The sequence below is a fragment of the Rhizobium sp. P43 genome, assembly GCF_056730705.1.
Map to the genome: position 1 here is coordinate 1,680,091 of NZ_CM161539.1, position 19,399 is coordinate 1,699,489.

The window sequence follows — 19,399 nt, forward strand, 5'->3', positions numbered from 1 at the left end:
GATCGGCATAAATCATGTCCATCAAGCACGCCGCCATCGTCGGAGCCGGGGTGGCGGGCCTGACTGCTGCCCTGTCGCTTGCGCGCAAGGGCATATCCTCCGACATCATCGAGCAGGCACCGCAGCTCGGCGAAGTGGGCGCCGGCCTGCAACTTTCGCCGAACGCAACCCGCGTGCTCGACGCGCTCGGTGTGCTGAGCGAGCTTCAGCGTCACTGGTTGGAGCCCAAGTCGATCAGCCTCGTCTCGGGCAGAGATCTTCGAACGCTGACATCCGTTCCGGCAGGCGACTTTGCCAGGCAGCGCTGGGGTCACCCCTATGGCGTTCTGCATCGCTCGTCGCTTCAGCAAGGGCTTCTGCGCGCCGTCCTCAACCAACCGCTCTGCCGCATGCATCTTGGACATCGCATCCAAGGTACGGGAGCTGATGCCCTCGCCTCGATTACCGGACGCATGCCCGATCTTGTCATTGGGGCCGACGGCGCGTGGTCCGTCAGCCGTGAAGCAATCGTCGGCAGCCCCACGGTCAGCTTTTCAGGCAACATCGCCTGGCGCTTCACGATCAGCCAGGCTGCAGCACCCGCGTTTCTGTCGACGACAGGCGTGACGGCCTATCTGGGGCCGAGCGCACATCTTGTCTGCTATCCCCTCAGAGAGATCGGCGGCTTCAATCTGGTTGCCATTGCCGCCGGCACGAGGAGTGACGAAAGCTGGGCCATTGATGCCGATGCGGCTCGGCGCGCCATGTTGCTAGAGCAATTTTCCGGATGGCACCGCGATATCCGGATCATTCTTGCGGGTGCGGAACGGCCGACCTTCTGGCCTCTTTATCAGGCCTCTGACGGCAACTGGCACAATGGACGCGACACCGTCCTGATTGGGGATGCGGCCCATGCAATGATGCCGTTTTCAGCGCAAGGGGCGGCGATGGCGATCGAGGATGCGTTTTCGCTCGCAAACCATGTCGCCAAAGCTCCCCTGCCCTCAGCACTTGCTGCGTTTTCAACCGAGCGCAAGGCCCGCGCAGCAAAAGTAAAAGCGCGTGGCGAGTTTAACCGCTTCGCCTATCATGCGCGGGGGCCGGTCAGGCTCGGTCGCGACATCGTGCTGTCTCTTCGGTCGCCGGAGGCCCTGGCCGCCGATCTCGACTGGCTTTATGGCCACCGGATCGACGGCTGACCCACGTCGTTGTCAGACGGCTGAAGCGGCCGCGAAGCCCCGTTCGAGATCCGCCAAGATATCCTCGACATTCTCCAGTCCGATCTGCAGGCGGATCACAGCGCCATCGGTCGGTCCCTTGCGGATCTTGCGATCCTCCAGATTGACCAGAACTGCCAGACTTTCGTAGCCGCCCCAAGACCAGCCGAGACCAAACAGCTTGAGAGCATCCAGGAAGGCATGGGCCCTAGGCTTGATCTTGTCCGGCGATGCGGCAGGCAGGACGAAGGAGAAAACGCCACTTGCGCCCTTGAAGTCACGCTTCCAGATGTCGTGGCCCGGGAAGCTTTCCAGCGCCGGATGCAGCACGCGCGCCACGTCCTTGCGGGCTTCCAGCCAGTGCGCGACGGCAAGCGCGCTCTTGTAGTGGTGGTCCAGGCGCATGCCCATGGTGCGCAGGCCGCGCAGGATCTGGTAGCTGTCATCGGGAGAACCGCAGATCCCAAGCGTGATATTGGCCTCTTTCAGAACTGGCCAGTGCTTCGCATTGGCCGAAACCGTGCCCATCAGAATATCAGAATGGCCTGAGGGATATTTGGTAGCGGCATGGATCGAGATGTCGGCTCCGAAATCCAGTGCCCGGAAATAGAGCGGCGTGGCCCAGGTGTTGTCGATCGTCACCACGCAATCATGTTTGTGGGCCGCATCGGAAATGGCCCTGATATCCTGCATTTCCATCGTGTTCGAGCCTGGTGCCTCGGTATGCACGAGCTTGGTGTTCGGGCGGATCAGGCGTTCGATCTCGGAGCCGATCTCGGGATCGTAGTATTCGACCTCGACACCGAGGCGGGTCAGCATCGTGTCGCAGAAATGGCGGCAGGGCGAATAGACGGAATCGACGATCAGCGCGTGATCGCCCGAGGACAGGAATGCAAGGAAAGGCACCGTAATTGCTGCAAGCCCTGACGGAACCAGGATCGTGCCGGCAGAACCTTCCAGTTCATCAATGGCGCTGCAGAGAGCATCCGTCGTCGGGGTGCCGCGCGTTCCATAGGTATATCGCTGGCTGCGCGTCTCCATGGCCCGTGCATTCGGGAAAAGCACTGTCGAGGCGTGCACGACCGGCGGATTGACGAAGCCGTGATAGTCGGTCGGATCATAGCCGATATGGCACAGCTTCGTGTTGGTGCCGGCGTCGGCCAGCCAGTCTTTCGATTTGCTCATGGATTCAGGTTCCTAACGCATGCTTCCCGAGGGTTTTGGCCGCTGTCGAGAGGCTGGTCAAGTTGCACAATCGTGTGATCGGGCGGCGCATGTCTTGCTGAAGACGGCCCTCGCCACTGTTAAAAAGCCGTCATTTTCATCATTTCAGGGCAAAAACCACACATTTTTGCCTATTTGGAGGGCGTTTTTGGCAAAATCGCGCTTTTGTGGCCATTCTGCGGCATAAAGACTTGACCGTACCGGCATTTGCGAATGAGATATGAAGGCTCGCACCGGGAGGCCGCGAGCCGACGTGCGCTGCTTGATTTCGGCAGGTGGCCGTCGCTGGCATACAACAAGAGAAAAAAGGTTGGGAAAAATGAACAACAAGTTCCTGTCAGCCGCCATCGGCGCTGCGGTCCTGGGTTTTGGTGCGTCCGCAGCTTCGGCCGCGACGCTTGACGACGTGAAGGCCAAGGGTTTCGTCCAGTGCGGCGTGAACACGGGTCTCGCTGGCTTCGCTTCGCCGGATGCCGCTGGCAACTGGACCGGTTTCGACGTCGATTACTGCAAGGCTGTAGCTGCTGCCGTTTTCGGTGACGCTACCAAGGTCAAGTACACGCCGACCACGGCTCAGAGCCGCTTCACCGCGCTCCAGTCCGGCGAAGTCGATATGCTTGCCCGTAACACCACCTGGACCATCAGCCGCGACACCGCCCTCGGCTTTAACTTCCGCACCGTCAACTACTATGACGGTCAGGGCTTCATGGTTCCGAAGAGCCTGAACGTCTCGTCCGCTCTGGAACTCTCCGGCGCTGCTGTCTGCGTTCAGTCCGGCACCACGACCGAACTGAACCTCGCCGACTACTTCAAGGCCAACAACCTTGAATACAAGCCGGTCGTTTTCGAAAAGCTTGAAGAAGTCAACGCCGCCTATCAGGCTGGTCGTTGCGACGTTTACACGACCGACCAGTCGGGCCTGTATTCGCTGCGTCTGACGCTCACCAACCCGGACGAGCATGTGATTCTGCCGGAAATCATCTCGAAGGAGCCGCTTGGTCCGGCCGTTCGTCAGGGTGACGACCAGTGGTTCGACATCGTTTCCTGGACTCATTACGCGCTGGTGCAGGCTGAAGAATTCGGCATCACCCAGGCCAATGTCGATGAAATCAAGTCGACCACGACCAACCCTGATATAAAGCGCTTCCTCGGCGCTGAAGCCGACACCAAGATCGGTACCGACCTCGGCCTGACCAATGACTGGGCCTACAACATCATCAAGGGCGTCGGTAACTACGGCGAAGTCTTCGAGCGCAACATCGGCGTAAACACCCCGCTCAAGATCGAGCGCGGTGTGAACGCCCTGTGGACCAAGGGCGGCCTGCAGTACGCACCGCCGATCCGCTAAGCGCGGTCGGACCTTTGCGAGGCGGCGAAAGCCGCCTCGCGCTTTATAAAGACCACGTGATCAGATCGGCACGTGCGCTGTGGTCAGCAGCGAAACTAAGAGAATGCCGGCTGCTTCAAAAACAATAACAGTTTAGGGCTCATAGAAGCCTCGGGGATTTGGCACAGCATGACAGATCACGCCACCAGTTTGCCTGCCGAAAGGCGGAGCTTTGGCTCGCTGATCTACGATCCGAAAGCAAGATCCATCTTCTTTCAGGTCGCTACGATCGCCGTCATGACGTTCATCGTCTGGACAATTGCGAACAACACCATCGAAAACCTGGCTCGCAGCAATACCGCCACGGGCTATGACTTCCTCAACGGCCGCGCCGGTTTCGACATCGGTCAGAGTCTCATCGCCTACACGGCAGACTCGACTTACGGTCGCGCCATTCTGGTGGGTCTCCTCAACACCATTCTGGTGGCTGTGACGGGTATCATCACGGCGACCGTGATCGGGTTTATCATCGGTATCGGCCGACTGTCGCGCAACTGGCTGATCGCGAAGCTCTGCACCGTCTATGTCGAAGCGTTCCGCAATCTGCCGCCGCTGCTCGTCATCTTCTTCTGGTATTCGGGCGTGCTTGCGACGCTGCCGCAGCCGCGCGACTCGCTTGAGTTGCCGTTCTCGACTTTCCTCAACAATCGCGGCCTCGCCTTTCCGAAGCCGATCTGGGGCGAAGGCGCAGGCCTCATTCCGATTGCTCTGATCGTGGCTGTCATCGCCACCGTGATCATTGCCCGCTGGGCAAAGGCGCGGCAGATGCGCACCGGTCAGATCTTCCCGATCGGTTGGGTTGCCGCAGGTCTGATCATCGGCCTGCCCGTGCTTGCTTTCCTTGCAGCCGGCTCGCCGCTGACCTTCGACTATCCGGTCGCAAGCCGCTTCAACATGTCCGGCGGCGCCGTGATCGCGCCGGAGTTTGTTGCGCTCTATCTCGCTCTGTCCTTCTACACCGCAGCCTTCATCGCGGAAATCATCCGCGCCGGCATCAAGGGGGTCTATAAGGGGCAGACAGAGGCTGCTGCAGCACTGGGGCTCCAGCCGTCGACCACGACCCGTCTGGTGGTTGTGCCGCAGGCGATGCGCATCATCATTCCGCCGCTCACCAGCCAGTATCTGAACCTGACGAAGAATTCTTCGCTCGGCGTGGCTGTCGGTTTCCCAGAACTGGTCTCGACCGGCGGTACCACCTTGAACCAGACCGGCCAGGCGATTGAAATCGTCTCGATCTGGCTCGTCGTCTATCTCTCCATCAGCATTGTGACCTCGCTCTTCATGAACTGGTTCAATGCCAAGATGGCTCTGGTGGAGCGTTGATCATGGCACGTGATTTGACCTATATCCGCCAGGAAATGCTGGCTCCCCTTCCGCCTCCAACCTCCGATGCGAGCATCGGTGGCTGGATCCGCAAGAACCTTCTTGCCACACCGAAGGATGTTGTCCTGACCATCCTCGGCTTGGCGGTGCTTGCGCTGATCCTGCCCGGGGCGCTCAACTTCCTCTTCTTCGACGCCGTGTGGTACGGCGCCGATCGTGCCGTCTGCGCCACGATAGCGCAGGGCGGCACCCAGCCGGATGGCTGGAAAGGTGCCTGCTGGGCTTTCGTTGAAAACCGTTTCTCGCAATTCATCTTCGGGCGCTATCCTCTTGAGGAACGCTGGCGCGTTATCCTTGTTGGCGTGATGTTCGTGGCACTGCTCGTGCCACTGCTGATCCCGAAGGCACCGCGCAAGGGGCTGAACGCACTCCTGCTGTTCATCATCTTCCCGGTCGTCGCCTTCTTCCTGCTGCATGGCGGGTTCGGCCTTGCGATCGTCGAAACCCCGCTCTGGGGCGGCCTGATGGTGACGCTGATCCTGTCCTTTGTCGGTATCGCCGTGTCGCTGCCGCTCGGCATCCTTCTGGCGCTCGGACGGCGTTCGGACATGCCGGTGATCAAGGTGATCTGCGTTACCTTCATCGAAGTCGTGCGTGGCGTGCCGCTGATCACCGTTCTCTTCATGGCGAACGTGATGCTGCCGCTCTTCATGCCGACCGGCTGGACGATCGACAACTTCCTGCGCGCGCTGGTGGGTGTTTCGCTCTTTGCTTCGGCCTATATGGCGGAAGTGGTGCGCGGCGGTCTGCAGGCGATTCCGAAGGGCCAGTATGAGGGCGCGGATTCGCTCGGCCTCTCCTACTGGCAGAAGACCCGGCTGATCATCCTGCCGCAGGCGATCAAGCTGGTCATTCCGGGGATCGTCAACACCTTCATCGGCCTGTTCAAGGATACGTCGCTCGTGTCGATCATCGGCATGTTCGATCTCCTCGGCATCGTCCGCCTCAACTTCACCGATGCCAGCTGGGCTACGCCCGTGACGCCGCTCACGGGTCTGATCTTCGCCGGCTTCGTATTCTGGATCTTCTGCTTCGGCATGTCGCGCTACTCCGCCTTCATGGAGCGGCACCTCGACACCGGTCACAAGCGATAAGAACAAGGGGAAAAACCATGGCTGAAGCCACCTCGAAGAAAATGGCCGTCTCCGACACCGATGTCGCGGTCGAAATCATCAACATGAACAAGTGGTATGGGGACTTCCACGTCCTGCGCGACGTCAACCTCAAGGTGATGAAGGGCGAGCGCATCGTCATCGCCGGTCCCTCCGGCTCCGGCAAGTCGACCATGATCCGCTGCATCAACCGCCTGGAAGAACACCAGGCTGGCAACATCATCGTCGACGGGATCGAACTCACCAACGACCTGAAGAAGATCGATGAAGTGCGCCGCGAAGTCGGCATGGTGTTCCAGCACTTCAACCTGTTCCCGCACCTGACCATCCTGGAAAACTGCACGCTGGCCCCGATCTGGGTCCGCAAGATGCCGAAAAAGGATGCCGAGGAAATCGCGATGCACTTCCTGAAGCGCGTCAAGATCCCGGAACAGGCCAACAAGTATCCCGGCCAGCTGTCCGGCGGCCAGCAGCAGCGTGTGGCGATCGCCCGTGCGCTCTGCATGAAGCCGAAGATCATGCTGTTCGACGAGCCGACCTCGGCGCTCGATCCGGAAATGGTCAAGGAAGTGCTCGACACCATGGTGGGTCTCGCCGAGGAAGGCATGACCATGCTCTGCGTCACCCATGAAATGGGCTTTGCCCGCCAGGTCGCGAACCGCGTCATCTTCATGGACCAGGGCCAGATCGTCGAACAGAACTCGCCGGCCGAGTTCTTCGACAATCCGCAGCACGAGCGCACCAAGCTCTTCCTCAGCCAGATCCTGCACTAGGCGTCGTCAGACTGACGGTCGACATGACAAAGAGCCCGCCGCGACAACGCGGCGGGCTCTTTCGCTTGGACCGAGAATTGCGATCAGGGGCACCAGCTCTGCTGACGGGCCATGCGTGGCTTGGCAAGCCCTTCGGACACCAGGATCGATCCCAGCGAACGACCGTTGCGGGTCGCAACCCGCATCACGCCCGGCCCATTGCTTGAGGCCTGAGCCTTCAGGGTTTCGAGATCGAACCGCCCGGAACTCAAGAGATCCTTCAGCCGCACCTTGGCGGCGAAGCCACGATCGCGCTCCTGCTGGCAGGCAGCGGCTTCGGTGCGCGGGGCGGCAATGTCAGCCAGCACGATCTTCGTCTTTTTATACCAGAAGGTGTCGCCGCTCATGACGCAGTTGTCGAGGCCGGACGTGCCGCAGAAATAGAACTTTCCGGAGAAGTTCTCGCCTGTGAGCGCCGCCGTCTCGGTCTCTGCCGCTTGAGGCCTGGCGGCGGGGACGGCTGCCCTGGCGATGCCGATATCCGCCGGGGGCACGGGTGCCCTAGCGGTCTGTTCGGGCGGTCGTGTCTGTGCGGGCTGCGACTTTTCGCGCTCGGCCTCAGAGTTGCGCTGGGTTTCCTGTGCCGTCATGCTCTCATGCGACAGAAGGGGAACGAGTTCCTTGAGCACGACGGCGCGGTTGTCATACAGTGCGATCCCGCCGGCAACGACGGCCAGCACGACCAGCCAGGCTGTCATGCCCTGACCGCCGGATGACCGGCTCGACTTGCGGCGTTTGGCAGGGGCGCGGCGGGAAGAAGCGGTGCGACTGGACATGGTTAACCTCTCGTGAGCGGCATCATGACGCGCAAGGGTTTCCGAAAGGTTGGCAGGGAGACAGTTTTCGGAGGATGCCACCGCTGTCCTGGAATGATCCACATGAAAAGGGCGAGATGCTTGGCGGTTGCCCTCCCCGGTCTACAAAAGCCGCACGCCATCAGCCATGGCGAAACTGGCTCCTTGCAGGCAGATCTGCGCGCTGCCGCTAAAGGCTTTGCAGCTCGCAAAATGCGACATGCGGGGAATAATCAGGTGTTAGATCAGAAGGGTGACCAAATAGTAAGCCGCCCCAACTGTAAATGACATTGCCTTTGCCAGCTCGTCGTAGCTGACCGTGGACCGTGATTTCAGAAAGTCGAGGACCCAGATGTACATCGAGAAATTAGCACCCGGATTGTACATACTGGAATGAACGGAATTCGCTCGGTGGGGATAGGCAATAGTCCAGCAACCAGAGGCTTATGCCCTTGCCTCATCGCCGTCTGCTACGGCAGGCCAACACTCGAACCTTCATTCGATAGTGAATCTATGATGTGGTCGACGTTGCTCCTCGTGAACCATTCGTCTGGATCGAACGCGCCGGTGCCGCCCCAAAGCTGCATGAAAGGCACCACCAAGCGTCTCAAGGTTCCGAAATAGTCGTCGATCAAGTCTGAACGCTTCACCGTCAGACGTGTAGGAAATCTGTCTGACGCCGCTCGAAGTCCACAGTGAACCCGAAGGCCATAATCAAAGCCTCGGCCGAGCAGTCGGCCTTCTAATCCCCTGTGATCAGTGAAAATTGCCACAGTTGCAGCAGACGGTAGCTGTTCAATTGTAAGACGCACATGCACCAGAAGGGAGTGTAGGCGCATAAAGACTTGAGTAGACGTGAGAAAAGGGTTCTCCGTCTTATGGCGCAAGCGATTGTAGTCCTCTTTATAACTCTTGCAGATCACGAAAACTGAGTTCCCGTATGCGTGCCAGTAGTCAAATGACCCGAAGTAGACTCCTCGATCATCTATTCGCAAGCCTTCCACGCCTGTGAAGTCGCGACCAGCAATCGACCAAAGACGGCTGCGAGGTGCTGCGTCAGAGTTAGGAAAGACGATGAAGTGGTGCCAACCAAAGTGAGCGAGGTTCTGCATCCCATCGCTCGCGGTCCGCAATACCTTATGCGGGCTTTCAAGCGTCACGTGGCTGAAGTCATCTGCCAACAGAGCGTAGCCTAATACTACGTGGTTTTGATCAATGGTTCCAATTTGCTGATCGCTTTCGGATGATCCCAGCCGCAACGCTTTGATCTGGTCGACGAAGTCCTGTCTTGTTGCTTCAGAAAGTGCGTCAATGAGGTTCCAGTCAGGCTCCGGGTTCTCCGGCACCTTTCCAGTGGTAGATGACGCCAAAGCTTTAAGGACGGCATCTGTGACGGCTTCGGTGATTGCTTTCGTCATCGCCTGGGTGCGTGACAGGTGATCTTCTTCAGCTTCCTGGACGGCTTCCCGATCACGGTGCCGCATGCAGCGCTTCAACAGATTGTCCCATTGGAGTGGGGTTTCAATCTTCTTCGACTCGGGTCCAACGCTTCGGATGTAAACCTGGAAGAAGCTGTTCTCATCTTTTGCCATGATAGGCACCACGCCGTGAGGCGGCACGTGCACAACTGGGTAGGTGACGCCATTCTTGTACTCCGTGAAGCGGACTTCACATTGAATCGGAGGTTCAAGCCGAGTTTTGAGGAGATTGTGGATGGCATCCGACTTGTAGTGGTCGAGACCCCAGTCATCTGATGGCGGCATGGGCTCTCCGTCATCAGTTACGCCAAAATATAACCGACCGCCGCCGTGGTTCGCCATCGCGGCAACATGGCGCGCAATCTTGCCCTGGCCGTCCTTATTGCTCCTGGAGATGTCCATCCAGGCTTTGAATTCGACATGCAGCTTTTCACTGCGGTGCCTCAAGTCCTGCTCCATCTGATCGATGTCGGTCAAAACAGACATTCGGCCATATCTCCAGCATTCAACACGATGCAAAGAAGATGAGCCAGACGAGCGGTGAACCTCAATAGGCGACCACGGCAATCACCAGCGAAATGCAACGCATATAATCTGAAGAACTGATCAATCTTACCCAAGCCTACCAGGCGACAAGTCTCATGCAGTCCGGAGGAAGTGGTTATTTGACAAATCACACCAACGCTAAGCGGTCTCATCGCGCGAGATCAGCCCACTTAATTGGGAATTTCTTTATTCCGCTTAAATTGAGGTTTGTCCGCTCGGATGTGAAGCTCGAAAAGAATGGCGATCCCTGTAGGGCTCGAACCTACGACCTAGTGCTTAGAAGGCACTTGCTCTATCCAGCTGAGCTAAGGGACCGTCTTTGCGCCGCTTGAGACGGCGAGAACAGGATCAGTGCGTCCAGGGCTGCAGGCGATTGTAGCGGAAGTTGTCGGTGTAGGAGACAACCTGGCGCTTGGCTTCCTTCGGCAGGATCACCCGGTATTCGATGCCCTCGCGCTTGGCATAGGCTTCGGCCTGCTCGAGCGTTTCGAAGGTGAGCTTGATCTGTTGGCGGGTGTCGCCCGAGGTGGTGTAGCCCATCATCGGGTCGATCTTGCGCGGCGCGGACTGGTCGAATTCCAGGACCCAGAGATGGGTCTTTGCCTTGCCGGACTGCATGGCGGTTTTCGCGGGGCGGTAGATCTTCGCAGACATGGGTCTCATCCATCTCCAAGACTTCGCGGCATGATCTGCCGCACACTTCCGGGCCGCCGCATGCGGTGACCTTTGATTGCTGGTCGGAGTGGAGAGATTCGAACTCCCGACCCTCTGGTCCCAAACCAGATGCGCTACCAGACTGCGCTACACTCCGCTCCAGCAATGCAGCCGGAATACACGGTTCACCTTGCACCCGCAACAGTAAAAAAGCGGTTTTCCGGGCGCTGATTTTTCAGGCGAAACCCGGCAGGGCGGGCTGCGGGTCACTTTGGTAGATCAAGTGGCAGGACCAGGCGTGCGGTTTGGTCGAGGCCAAGCTCTGCCGCATGGCCACCGCGAATTTCGAGCACGTAGCGCACCGGTTCGCCCGATGCCACGATCGATTCGGACAGCGGCGTGGTGCGCTCTGCGATCCGTACGATTCGACCGGTCTCGTCGATAAAGATCATGTCGAGCGATTCGGGCGTGTTGGCCATCCACATGGTCACCATGCGGGTTTCGCCGAAATCGAACAGTATGCCCGTGCGATCGGGCAGCGCCGGACGCTCCATGAGCCCCCTCGCCCGCTGCTCGGCCGAGAGCGCCCATTCCACGTCGAAAGTGATCGTCTGTCCCGATGCCGTCTGAAAGGCGAGTTGCCCCCGTTCGAAGACAACCTCGGCGCTCGCGGAGACCGCAAGGTTCAAAAACACGAAAAGCGCCATCACGGCGCTTTTCATCATGATCGAGAAACGGGCCATCAATTCAGTGCGCCCGAACCGCGGGACCGGGATTGTCCGGGTGAATTTCCGCCGCCATCAGGCCCTTGTCGCCAGGTCCGAAGCGGACCAGCACGGTCTGGCCGGGGCGCAGTTCCGTCAGGCCGAAGCGGCGCAGCGTCTCCATGTGGACGAAGATGTCCTCCGTGCCTTCGCCGCGGGTGAGGAAGCCGAAGCCCTTGGTGCGATTGAACCATTTGACGAGAGCCCGTTCCAGGCCGCTGGTCGGCGTCACCTGCACATGGGTGCGCACCGGCGGCATTTGCGACGGGTGGATCGCGGTCGACTGGTCCATCGACAGAATGCGGAAGGCCTGGTAGCCACGGTCACGCTTCTGGATAAGCGCCACGATGCGCGTGCCCTCGAGAATAGTCTGGTAGCCGTCCCGGCGCAGGCAAGTCACGTGCAGGAGGACATCCTGCATGCCGTTGTCGGGAACGATGAAACCGAAGCCCTTGGCCACGTCGAACCATTTGACGACGCCGGTGATCTCGATCAGATCGACGGCTTCGCCGGACAGTTCCTCGAACTCGCCGAGCCCTTTCGATGACATCCTGTCCGCCATTTCCCCAAGCCCCTCGAAAACGCGTCACATTGCTCAGTTAACTGATTCTTGAGATTCAGATTAACATTTGGTCAACGGATCTGCGCAAGTCCTAGTTTTACATTTCACCAATTGCTTTTGCACCGCAGCCTTGCTCGAAGCTGACTGCTGTTCCATATCGTCCGGGTCAAAGGAGAACACCCATGCGCTACCTACACACCATGGTCCGAGTGAAGGATCTTGAGGCTTCCCTGCACTTCTATTGCGAGCTTTTCGGCCTGACCGAAATCCGCCGCTATGAAAACGAGAAGGGCCGCTTCACGCTGGTCTTCCTGACCGCGGAGAAAGATCTCGACAAGGCCAAGGCCGATATGTCTCCCTGCCTGGAGCTCACCTATAACTGGGATACGGAAGATTACACCGGCGGCCGCAATTTCGGCCACCTCGCCTATGAGGTCGACGACATCTATGCGATCTGCCAGAAGCTGATGGACAATGGCGTGACCATCAACCGACCGCCGCGCGACGGCCACATGGCCTTTGTCCGCTCGCCGGACGGCATCTCGATCGAGATCCTGCAGAAGGGCGAGCACCTCGCGCCGGCCGAGCCCTGGGCCTCGATGCCGAATACCGGCGCCTGGTAAAGAGCACCGCTTCGCGCAAGTTTGCGCGCCTAGTCTCCGCATGAAACGAGGGTCGCCCCGGCGGCCCTTTTTCTTGCCCGGCAAGCGACCGACGGAGACTGGACATGACCCGCATTTCCCAACCACGCAGGCCATCGCTCGGCATTCTTGCCGTCATGGGCGGCGTGCTTCTCGCGTCCTGCCAGACCAGCGCCGACGAAGTCCTGTCGTTCGGCGAGAACGCGCCTTCGGAAGAGGCCGCTGCGCCCGCCGGGAAACGGGCATTCCGAGACCCTTATGTGGTTGCCGTTTCGGGACAGGTGGCCGACACATCCGGCACGGCACCGTCCCAGATCGAGACGGATCCGCCACGGCTGAAGCGCCAGCCCGTGCCAATGGCGGCTGCCTATTCGGACATTGCCGAACCGCCGCCGGAAGTGCTGGCCCTGCAGCAGCAGGCAGGCCAGGGACCGAGCCAGGGACTGGCGCAGGCGCAGGCGCCTGCCCAAGCCCAAGTGGCCGCCAATCTCGGCGAGCTGACCATGCAGCCGACGACGGTCACGCCCGGAAGCAATAGCCTGTTCTCCGCCGCGCAGAGAACACAAGCGGCGACGGCCGTCGATCCCGCTGCCGCCCAACAGGTTGCCGCAGCCCCGGGGGGGCAGCGCGGCAGTCTCGTGCCCAGCGAGATGCCGACGCTCGGCGTCAATGCCATGCGCAAGAGCCTTTTCAGCCCGTCACCCGAGCAGCAGATGCTGATGCAGCAACAGGCTCTTGAGGAGCAGGCGCGCGCAGCAGCGGATAGCTCCCTGCCTTTGACAGAATCAGCGGCGATCGACACCGAGGAGCCGGTGCTGAAGCGACTGTCTGACCCGCGACCAAAGCGTAAGATGCTGGCCCTGCGTGAGCCCGGTGGCTCTGTGCCCGAAAGCGTGCAACTGACACCCGATCAGCTCGCGGCCATGGGCGCGGTCGAGGAGCCGGATCCGGCTGAACCGCTTCCCGCCGAAGAGCTTGCAGCGGCAGTCGAGGGCGGCCAGTCCAAGAAGCGCTGGCTGCCTTCGCTTTCCGATCTGCTGAAGGGCGGCAAGAAGAACGCAGACGTGGCGGCCTCGCCCTGAATTCAGGCCAGAGCTGCGCGACAAGTTACTCCAAACATTGGGTTTCCTGTGATTTCCGTGTGCATCTGAGCGCCTGTCACAAAATCTGCATGAAAGGTCAAAAAGCCGCTTGCGGTCTTGGAACAGCCTGACTATAAGGGCGCCACGAAGCAGACGCGCCCTTCGTCTATCGGTTAGGACACCAGATTTTCATTCTGGGAAGAGGGGTTCGACTCCCCTAGGGCGTGCCACTTCGTTTCACTTTCCCACGACATTTTGGTTCCATGCACTTCGGTATCACCGGGTAGGTCAGCGTGTTTTCTGCTGCCAGCTTGGCGGCTCGATTTTTCTCATGAAGATCGTCAAATTTCCGCTTGCGGTCACCTGAGTGCCTGACTATAAGGGCGCCACCGAAGCGCACGCGCCCTTCGTCTATCGGTTAGGACACCAGATTTTCATTCTGGGAAGAGGGGTTCGACTCCCCTAGGGCGTGCCACTTCGATCTCTCCCAAACAGTTCGGAACCTGTAGATAAACAAGCGCCAAGTGCTTGTTTGCATTTACAATCCTGCCTGACGGCAAGCCTGTGGAAAAAATCGACTGAGGGGGCCGATGGCCTCTTGCACTCGGGGCAGGTTCCAGCCATAAGGGCCCCACCGAAGCGCACGCGCCCTTCGTCTATCGGTTAGGACACCAGATTTTCATTCTGGGAAGAGGGGTTCGACTCCCCTAGGGCGTGCCACTTCGATCTCCCCGACAACAGGTCAGATCGTCTGCCTCACGGCGCCTTTGCGGCGTCCATGACGCGGAATTGCACACGCCGGTTCCCCTGCCAGTGGTCGGCGCTCAGCGTGCCCGCGACATGCACCTGGTTGCCGCGATTGTTCATCAGGAAATGGCCAAGATCGGTTTCGGCGGCGCGGAAGGCGATTCCATCCAGGCGACTGCCGTCCATGCCTTCGAGCGTGATCTTGATATGGGTCGTCCCAACGGGACGGGCGTCCTTCAACCGGTGCAGCGGCACGGCGAAGATCGGCTGCGGATGACCGGAGCCATAGGGGCCGGCCGCCTCCAGCTGATCGACGAGCGCAAGCGTCGCGCCGGAGGCGCCGATCGCGCCATCGATCTTCAGCGTCTGGTTGGCCGCGAGTGCGGCAACCTGCACGGAGGCCTGCTCTTCGAAGAAGCCGCGGAGACGACCGAGATTGGCACGCTCGACCGTCAGGCCCGCCGCCATGGCATGGCCGCCGCCCTTGACCAGAAGGCCTTCGTCAACGGCCGCGCGCACCATCCGGCCCATGTCGAAGCCGTTGATCGAACGGCCCGAACCGGTTCCCTTGCCAAGCGGGTCGAAGGCGATCGCGAAGGCCGGACGCTTGAATTTCTCCTTCAGCCGCGCGGCCAGCAGGCCGACGATTCCCGGATGCCAGTTTTCCTTGGCGGTGACGATGACGGCGGCGCGCTCGCCGGTGCCATATTCGGCCATGGCTTCGGCTTCGGCTTCCGCCAGCATGACCGCTTCCATCGCCTGACGCTCGCGGTTCAACTCATCGAGCTTGGTGGCGATCTGGTCAGCCTCCGCCGCATCGTCGAGTGTCAGCAAACGACTTCCGAGGGCAGCATCGCCGATACGTCCGCCGGCATTGATTCTCGGGCCAACGAGGAAGCCGAAATGATAGGGCGTCACGGGACCACCAATCCCGGCCACGCGCAACAGCGAGGCGAGACCGGCATTGTTCTGGTGGCGCGCGGCAATCAAGCCTTTGGTGACATAGGCACGGTTGAGGCCCTTGAGCGGCACGACATCGCAGACGGTCGCAAGTGCCACGAGATCGAGCCAGGCGAGCAGGTCCAGCGACCGGGCATGCGGATGGCCCGCCTCGCGCAGAACACGCAGCGTCGCCACCAGCACCATGAAGACGACGCCGGCAGCGCAGAGATGCCCCTGCCCCGACAGATCGTCCTCCCGGTTCGGGTTGACCAGCGCATGGCAGACCGGCATTTCGTGGCCCATCTGGTGGTGGTCGATGACGACAACATCAACCCCGCGTCGCTCGGCAGCACCCAGCGCTTCGATACTGGTCGAACCGCAGTCCACGGTGATCAGAAGGTTTGCGCCGCGCTCTATCAACTGGTCGATGGCCGCCGCGTTCGGGCCGTAGCCTTCGAAGATGCGGTCGGGAATGTAGATTTCGGCCTCAACGCCGAAATGATGCAGGAAACGGTACATCAGCGCGGACGACGCAGCGCCGTCGACATCATAGTCTCCGAAGATCGCGACGCGCTGCTTGCGGTCGATCGCTTCGACAATGCGGGCTGCGGCCGCGTCGCAATCGGTCAGCTTGGATGGATCGGGCATCAGATTGCGGATGGTCGGATCGAGGAAAGCCGGCGCCTCATCGACGCCAACGCCCCGGCCCGCAAGCACGCGGGCGACCAGTTCCGGAATCCCGTGCAACTGGCTAATGGCGAGTGCCCGGTTCTGGCCCGCCTGATCGGTGCGGGACATCCAGCGCTGGCCACTTGCGGATTGCTCGACGCCCAGAAAGGCGCGGATTACGGGATCTACCGGTTCGGTCGACATGACTGCTCTTTGCACGTGTGCAGGCGCTCATGCCCGCACCACAGGATCGGCGGCGACTGAACCGCCCTGCCCCGTTCTATTATACGGATCGAAGAAAATCACCAGAGACAGGATCGAACCTGTATCAACCGGTAGAACCCGGGCTCAAGACATCAGCCAGGCCACAAGCGCAAAAGGAATCGTCATGACGGCTGTGAAAACCACCAGCAAAACCCAATCCGACTGGGTTTCCAGCGAAACGCTGCGCGCGACCGGCTCGCTTGCACGGCTGTGCTGCAGCTGGTCTCCATCCTCCTGAGTGCCCTCTGCCAAGTCGGCCCAGGACACGCTGTTCTCGCCAACTCCCATCGAAGAGCTCCTCCCCAAGAACCCGATCGTGGCGGCAGACTACGCCTGCCTTAGACTTTTGGCGAGAGAACAAACATAGAGTTTTTGCAAATTGTCAGCTGAATAACGCCAAATGGCCGCCGCTTGATCCAGCGACGACCTTCCGAAACCTTGAAACCCCTGAATTTCCTCAGGTCTTGGGCCGCTCGATGCGGATGACCTGAGGCTCGCCGATGAGATAGCCCTCGCCCTTGATCGCTCCGACGGCCTTGCGAACGGCACTCTCCATCGTTGCGTGGGTGACGAGGATGATCGTCTGCGGGCGGTCCGGCGAGACCGGCTGCTTCGAATGCTGGACGATCGATTCGAGCGAAATCGCGTTCTCTGCCATTCTTGCAGCGATGCTGGCGAAGACGCCGGTGCGGTCCTGGACCGTGAGCCGGATGAAATAGCCGCCTTCATGGCTCTGCATCTCGGCTTGGCGATAGGGCTCGAGCAGATGGGCGGGACGACCGAGGACCGGCACTTCTTGCGCACCCGGACGGCTTTTGGCGATATCGGTGATATCGCCGAGCACGGCAGAGGCCGTGGCATTGCCACCGGCTCCAGGGCCGACCATCAGCAATTCGCCGAGAATGTCGGATTCGAGCGCCACCGCATTGGTCACGCCATCGACTTGGGCAATCACGCTGTCGAGTGGCACCATTGTCGGATGGACGCGCTGCTCGATGCCGCTTTCGGTCTTCTGGGCAACACCGAGGAGCTTGATGCGATAGCCAAGATCGGCCGCCGCATGAATGTCCTCGATCGAGATATTGGTAATGCCTTCGAGATAGATCTTGTCTGCCGAGATCTCGCAGCCGAAGGCCAGCGTCGTCAGGATCGACAGCTTGTGGGCGGTGTCATTGCCCTCGATGTCGAAGCTCGGATCGGCTTCGGCGTAACCGAGGCGCTGGGCTTCCTTCAAGCAGTCGGCAAAGGACAGGCCCTCACGCTCCATCCGCGTCAGGATGTAATTGCAGGTGCCGTTCATGATCCCATAGATGCGGGAAAAATTGTTGCCAGTGAGCGATTCGCGCAGCGTCTTGATCACGGGGATGCCGCCAGCAACTGCCGCCTCGTAGTTGAGCAAGCGCCCCTTTTCCTCGGCGAGCTTGGCGAGTTCGACGCCGTGACGCGACAGAAGTGCCTTGTTGGCGGTGACAACATGCAGACCGCGCACGAGAGCCGCACGGACCGACTGCTCGGCAGCCCCTTCGGCACCACCGACGAGCTCGACGAAGACGTCGATATCGGCTTCTCTCGCCATCTCCACCGGATCCGCATACCAGGCAATGCCATCCATCAGGATGCCGCGATCCTTGGAGGCATCGCGGGCGGAGACGGCCGTCACCGTGATCGGGCGGCCGCAGGCGACGGTGAGCGCATTGGCACGGGTCTGGAGGATACGAACAAGCGAGGCACCGACGGTGCCGAGACCCGCCACGCCGATTTTAAGGGCATTTGCCATGAGGCATTCCTGACGTCATCGAAAAGGAAGTGAGGCGGTCCTGACCGGACCGCCCGGCGCTCAACGTGGGCTCAACGGTGGGCGTTGAGCGAAATCACGTTGTGCATCGTCTCGTCGGCCGTCGACAGGAACTTCTTGATGTTGCGGGCGGCCTGGCGGATCCGGTGCTCATTCTCGACGAGGGCGAGGCGGACATATTCGTCACCCATTTCGCCAAAGCCAATGCCCGGCGCCACAGCCACATCGGCCTTCTCGACGAGCAGCTTGGAGAATTCGAGGCTGCCGAGATGGCGGAACTTTTCCGGGATCTTCGCCCAGGCGAACATGGTGGCGGCCGGCGGCGGCACTTCGAAGCCGGCCTTGCCGAAGCTTTCGACCATGACATCACGGCGGCGATGATAGACACTACGAACTTCCGCGATATCGGAACCATCGCCGTTCAGCGCGTGGGTTGCGGCCACCTGGATCGGCGTGAAGGCGCCGTAGTCCAGGTAGGACTTGACGCGGGTCAGCGCCGAGATCAGCCGCTCGTTGCCGACGGCGAAGCCCATGCGCCAGCCGGGCATGGAGAAGGTTTTCGACATCGAGGTAAACTCGACGGTGCAGTCGATGGCGCCCGGGACTTCGAGCACCGACGGCGGCGGATCGCCATCGAAGTAGATTTCCGAATAGGCGAGGTCCGAGAGCACGATGATGTCGTGCTTTTTCGCGAATGCGATGACGTCCTTGTAGAAATCGAGGCTCGCGACGCGTGCCGTCGGGTTCGACGGATAGTTGATGATCAGCGCCAGAGGCTTCGGTATCGAATGCTTCACGGCGCGTTCGAGTGGCGGGAAGAAGGTTTCGTCCGGCTCGATCGAGATCGAACGGATGACACCGCCGGTCATCAGGAAGCCGAAGGCATGGATCGGATAGGTCGGGTTCGGGCACAGGATGACGTCACCGGGTGCGGTGATCGCCTGCGCCATGTTGGCGAAGCCTTCCTTGGAGCCGAGGGTGGCGACAACCTGCGTGTCGGGATTGAGCTTCACGTTGAAGCGACGGGCGTAATAGGCCGCCTGGGCGCGGCGCAGGCCCGGAATGCCCTTGGACGAGGAGTAACGATGGGTGCGCGGGTCCTGAACGACTTCGCAAAGCTTGTCGACGATCGCCTGCGGCGTCGGAAGATCGGGATTGCCCATGCCAAGGTCGATGATGTCGGCCCCACCGGCTCGCGCGCTCGCCTTCAAACGGTTGACCTGTTCGAAAACGTAGGGCGGCAAGCGCCGGACTTTGTGAAACTCTTCCATCTTCAACCCCTGAAACCGCGCGGATGATAACCGCGGCAGGCGCGCTCGTTTTCCCAGTGATCACCCGCATCGCAAC

17 protein-coding genes and 5 tRNA genes are annotated in these 19,399 nt (G+C 60.3%); 10 read left to right on the forward strand and 12 right to left on the reverse strand.

Annotated elements, in window-relative coordinates:
* Nucleotides 1-14 precede the first annotated feature (14 nt).
* Nucleotides 15-1,178 carry an FAD-dependent monooxygenase gene (locus AC1PUL_RS08350; RefSeq protein ID WP_480467789.1) on the forward strand — a complete coding sequence of 388 codons (1,164 nt, stop codon included), beginning with the start codon at nt 15-17 and terminating at the stop codon, nt 1,176-1,178.
* A 12-nt stretch (nt 1,179-1,190) separates the two neighbouring features.
* Here the strand turns inward: AC1PUL_RS08350 and AC1PUL_RS08355 are convergent, their stop codons facing one another.
* A complete protein-coding gene (locus AC1PUL_RS08355; RefSeq protein ID WP_480467790.1) occupies nt 1,191-2,381 on the reverse strand; it encodes a cystathionine beta-lyase in 1,191 nt (396 codons plus the stop codon).
* A gap of 358 nt (nt 2,382-2,739) precedes the next feature.
* Between AC1PUL_RS08355 and AC1PUL_RS08360 the strand changes: the two genes are divergently transcribed.
* The 4 genes from AC1PUL_RS08360 (at nt 2,740) to AC1PUL_RS08375 (ending at nt 7,075) form a co-directional block, all read left to right on the forward strand.
* Nucleotides 2,740-3,768 (forward strand): amino acid ABC transporter substrate-binding protein, encoded by a 1,029-nt coding sequence (locus AC1PUL_RS08360; protein WP_480467792.1) that lies wholly within the window; start codon nt 2,740-2,742, stop codon nt 3,766-3,768.
* 168 nt (nt 3,769-3,936) lie between these two features.
* Nucleotides 3,937-5,130 carry an amino acid ABC transporter permease gene (locus tag AC1PUL_RS08365; RefSeq protein WP_480467793.1) on the forward strand — a complete coding sequence of 398 codons (1,194 nt, stop codon included), beginning with the start codon at nt 3,937-3,939 and terminating at the stop codon, nt 5,128-5,130.
* Nucleotides 5,131-5,132: 2 nt separating this feature from the next.
* Nucleotides 5,133-6,284, forward strand: a complete 1,152-nt coding sequence (locus AC1PUL_RS08370) for an amino acid ABC transporter permease (RefSeq protein WP_480467795.1) — start codon at nt 5,133-5,135, stop codon at nt 6,282-6,284.
* Between the two features lie 17 nt (nt 6,285-6,301).
* Nucleotides 6,302-7,075, forward strand: a complete 774-nt coding sequence (locus AC1PUL_RS08375) for an amino acid ABC transporter ATP-binding protein (protein WP_298465151.1) — start codon at nt 6,302-6,304, stop codon at nt 7,073-7,075.
* An 83-nt stretch (nt 7,076-7,158) separates the two neighbouring features.
* Here the strand turns inward: AC1PUL_RS08375 and AC1PUL_RS08380 are convergent, their stop codons facing one another.
* From AC1PUL_RS08380 to AC1PUL_RS08410, 7 genes are all read right to left on the reverse strand, one after another.
* Nucleotides 7,159-7,890: a nuclease gene (locus AC1PUL_RS08380; RefSeq protein WP_480467798.1), complete on the reverse strand. Its 732-nt coding sequence runs from the start codon at nt 7,888-7,890 to the stop codon at nt 7,159-7,161.
* A gap of 488 nt (nt 7,891-8,378) precedes the next feature.
* On the reverse strand, nt 8,379-9,872 hold the full coding sequence (locus AC1PUL_RS08385) for an AlbA family DNA-binding domain-containing protein (RefSeq protein ID WP_480467799.1): 1,494 nt from the start codon (nt 9,870-9,872) through the stop codon (nt 8,379-8,381).
* Nucleotides 9,873-10,170: 298 nt separating this feature from the next.
* Nucleotides 10,171-10,247: transfer RNA gene (locus AC1PUL_RS08390), tRNA-Arg, on the reverse strand.
* Between the two features lie 33 nt (nt 10,248-10,280).
* A complete protein-coding gene (locus tag AC1PUL_RS08395) occupies nt 10,281-10,586 on the reverse strand; it encodes an ETC complex I subunit (RefSeq protein ID WP_480467801.1) in 306 nt (101 codons plus the stop codon).
* Between the two features lie 80 nt (nt 10,587-10,666).
* Nucleotides 10,667-10,743: transfer RNA gene (locus AC1PUL_RS08400), tRNA-Pro, on the reverse strand.
* Nucleotides 10,744-10,852: 109 nt separating this feature from the next.
* A complete protein-coding gene (locus tag AC1PUL_RS08405) occupies nt 10,853-11,329 on the reverse strand; it encodes a DUF192 domain-containing protein (protein ID WP_480467802.1) in 477 nt (158 codons plus the stop codon).
* A gap of 4 nt (nt 11,330-11,333) precedes the next feature.
* Complete coding sequence (locus AC1PUL_RS08410) at nt 11,334-11,912, reverse strand: cold-shock protein (RefSeq protein ID WP_480467804.1); 579 nt, start codon at nt 11,910-11,912, stop codon at nt 11,334-11,336.
* A 182-nt stretch (nt 11,913-12,094) separates the two neighbouring features.
* Here AC1PUL_RS08410 and gloA point away from each other — a divergent pair, with 182 nt between their 5' ends.
* From gloA to AC1PUL_RS08435, 5 genes are all read left to right on the forward strand, one after another.
* On the forward strand, nt 12,095-12,535 hold the full coding sequence (gloA, locus tag AC1PUL_RS08415) for a lactoylglutathione lyase (RefSeq protein ID WP_480467806.1): 441 nt from the start codon (nt 12,095-12,097) through the stop codon (nt 12,533-12,535).
* 104 nt (nt 12,536-12,639) lie between these two features.
* Nucleotides 12,640-13,635, forward strand: coding sequence for a hypothetical protein (locus AC1PUL_RS08420; protein ID WP_480467808.1), 996 nt, complete (start codon nt 12,640-12,642; stop codon nt 13,633-13,635).
* Nucleotides 13,636-13,790: 155 nt separating this feature from the next.
* A tRNA-Glu gene (locus AC1PUL_RS08425) sits at nt 13,791-13,865 on the forward strand.
* Nucleotides 13,866-14,035: 170 nt separating this feature from the next.
* Nucleotides 14,036-14,110 (forward strand) — tRNA-Glu (locus tag AC1PUL_RS08430).
* Between the two features lie 170 nt (nt 14,111-14,280).
* Nucleotides 14,281-14,355, forward strand: a tRNA-Glu gene (locus tag AC1PUL_RS08435).
* Nucleotides 14,356-14,391: 36 nt separating this feature from the next.
* Here AC1PUL_RS08435 and recJ read toward each other — a convergent pair.
* The 4 genes from recJ to AC1PUL_RS08455 all read right to left on the reverse strand — a co-directional run bounded on the left by recJ (nt 14,392) and on the right by AC1PUL_RS08455 (nt 19,323).
* Nucleotides 14,392-16,197, reverse strand: a complete 1,806-nt coding sequence (recJ, locus tag AC1PUL_RS08440) for a single-stranded-DNA-specific exonuclease RecJ (protein ID WP_480467809.1) — start codon at nt 16,195-16,197, stop codon at nt 14,392-14,394.
* Nucleotides 16,198-16,341: 144 nt separating this feature from the next.
* Nucleotides 16,342-16,545 carry a hypothetical protein gene (locus AC1PUL_RS08445; protein ID WP_166599409.1) on the reverse strand — a complete coding sequence of 68 codons (204 nt, stop codon included), beginning with the start codon at nt 16,543-16,545 and terminating at the stop codon, nt 16,342-16,344.
* A gap of 169 nt (nt 16,546-16,714) precedes the next feature.
* The gene (locus AC1PUL_RS08450; RefSeq protein ID WP_480467811.1) at nt 16,715-18,034 is read right to left on the reverse strand and encodes a homoserine dehydrogenase; all 1,320 of its coding nucleotides are present in this window, start codon (nt 18,032-18,034) and stop codon (nt 16,715-16,717) included.
* 71 nt (nt 18,035-18,105) lie between these two features.
* Nucleotides 18,106-19,323, reverse strand: coding sequence for an LL-diaminopimelate aminotransferase (locus tag AC1PUL_RS08455; RefSeq protein WP_480467812.1), 1,218 nt, complete (start codon nt 19,321-19,323; stop codon nt 18,106-18,108).
* Nucleotides 19,324-19,399: the final 76 nt, after the last annotated feature.

What these genes read in the sequence shown, in the direction of transcription:
- AC1PUL_RS08350 (WP_480467789.1), top strand. Translation starts at nt 15, where the DNA reads ATGTCCATCAAGCACGCCGCCATCGTCGGAGCCGGGGTGGCGGGCCTG.
- AC1PUL_RS08355 (WP_480467790.1), bottom strand. Translation starts at nt 2,381, where the DNA reads ATGAGCAAATCGAAAGACTGGCTGGCCGACGCCGGCACCAACACGAAG.
- AC1PUL_RS08360 (WP_480467792.1), top strand. Translation starts at nt 2,740, where the DNA reads ATGAACAACAAGTTCCTGTCAGCCGCCATCGGCGCTGCGGTCCTGGGT.
- AC1PUL_RS08365 (WP_480467793.1), top strand. Translation starts at nt 3,937, where the DNA reads ATGACAGATCACGCCACCAGTTTGCCTGCCGAAAGGCGGAGCTTTGGC.
- AC1PUL_RS08370 (WP_480467795.1), top strand. Translation starts at nt 5,133, where the DNA reads ATGGCACGTGATTTGACCTATATCCGCCAGGAAATGCTGGCTCCCCTT.
- AC1PUL_RS08375 (WP_298465151.1), top strand. Translation starts at nt 6,302, where the DNA reads ATGGCTGAAGCCACCTCGAAGAAAATGGCCGTCTCCGACACCGATGTC.
- AC1PUL_RS08380 (WP_480467798.1), bottom strand. Translation starts at nt 7,890, where the DNA reads ATGTCCAGTCGCACCGCTTCTTCCCGCCGCGCCCCTGCCAAACGCCGC.
- AC1PUL_RS08385 (WP_480467799.1), bottom strand. Translation starts at nt 9,872, where the DNA reads ATGTCTGTTTTGACCGACATCGATCAGATGGAGCAGGACTTGAGGCAC.
- AC1PUL_RS08395 (WP_480467801.1), bottom strand. Translation starts at nt 10,586, where the DNA reads ATGTCTGCGAAGATCTACCGCCCCGCGAAAACCGCCATGCAGTCCGGC.
- AC1PUL_RS08405 (WP_480467802.1), bottom strand. Translation starts at nt 11,329, where the DNA reads ATGGCCCGTTTCTCGATCATGATGAAAAGCGCCGTGATGGCGCTTTTC.
- AC1PUL_RS08410 (WP_480467804.1), bottom strand. Translation starts at nt 11,912, where the DNA reads ATGGCGGACAGGATGTCATCGAAAGGGCTCGGCGAGTTCGAGGAACTG.
- gloA (WP_480467806.1), top strand. Translation starts at nt 12,095, where the DNA reads ATGCGCTACCTACACACCATGGTCCGAGTGAAGGATCTTGAGGCTTCC.
- AC1PUL_RS08420 (WP_480467808.1), top strand. Translation starts at nt 12,640, where the DNA reads ATGACCCGCATTTCCCAACCACGCAGGCCATCGCTCGGCATTCTTGCC.
- recJ (WP_480467809.1), bottom strand. Translation starts at nt 16,197, where the DNA reads ATGTCGACCGAACCGGTAGATCCCGTAATCCGCGCCTTTCTGGGCGTC.
- AC1PUL_RS08445 (WP_166599409.1), bottom strand. Translation starts at nt 16,545, where the DNA reads ATGGGAGTTGGCGAGAACAGCGTGTCCTGGGCCGACTTGGCAGAGGGC.
- AC1PUL_RS08450 (WP_480467811.1), bottom strand. Translation starts at nt 18,034, where the DNA reads ATGGCAAATGCCCTTAAAATCGGCGTGGCGGGTCTCGGCACCGTCGGT.
- AC1PUL_RS08455 (WP_480467812.1), bottom strand. Translation starts at nt 19,323, where the DNA reads ATGGAAGAGTTTCACAAAGTCCGGCGCTTGCCGCCCTACGTTTTCGAA.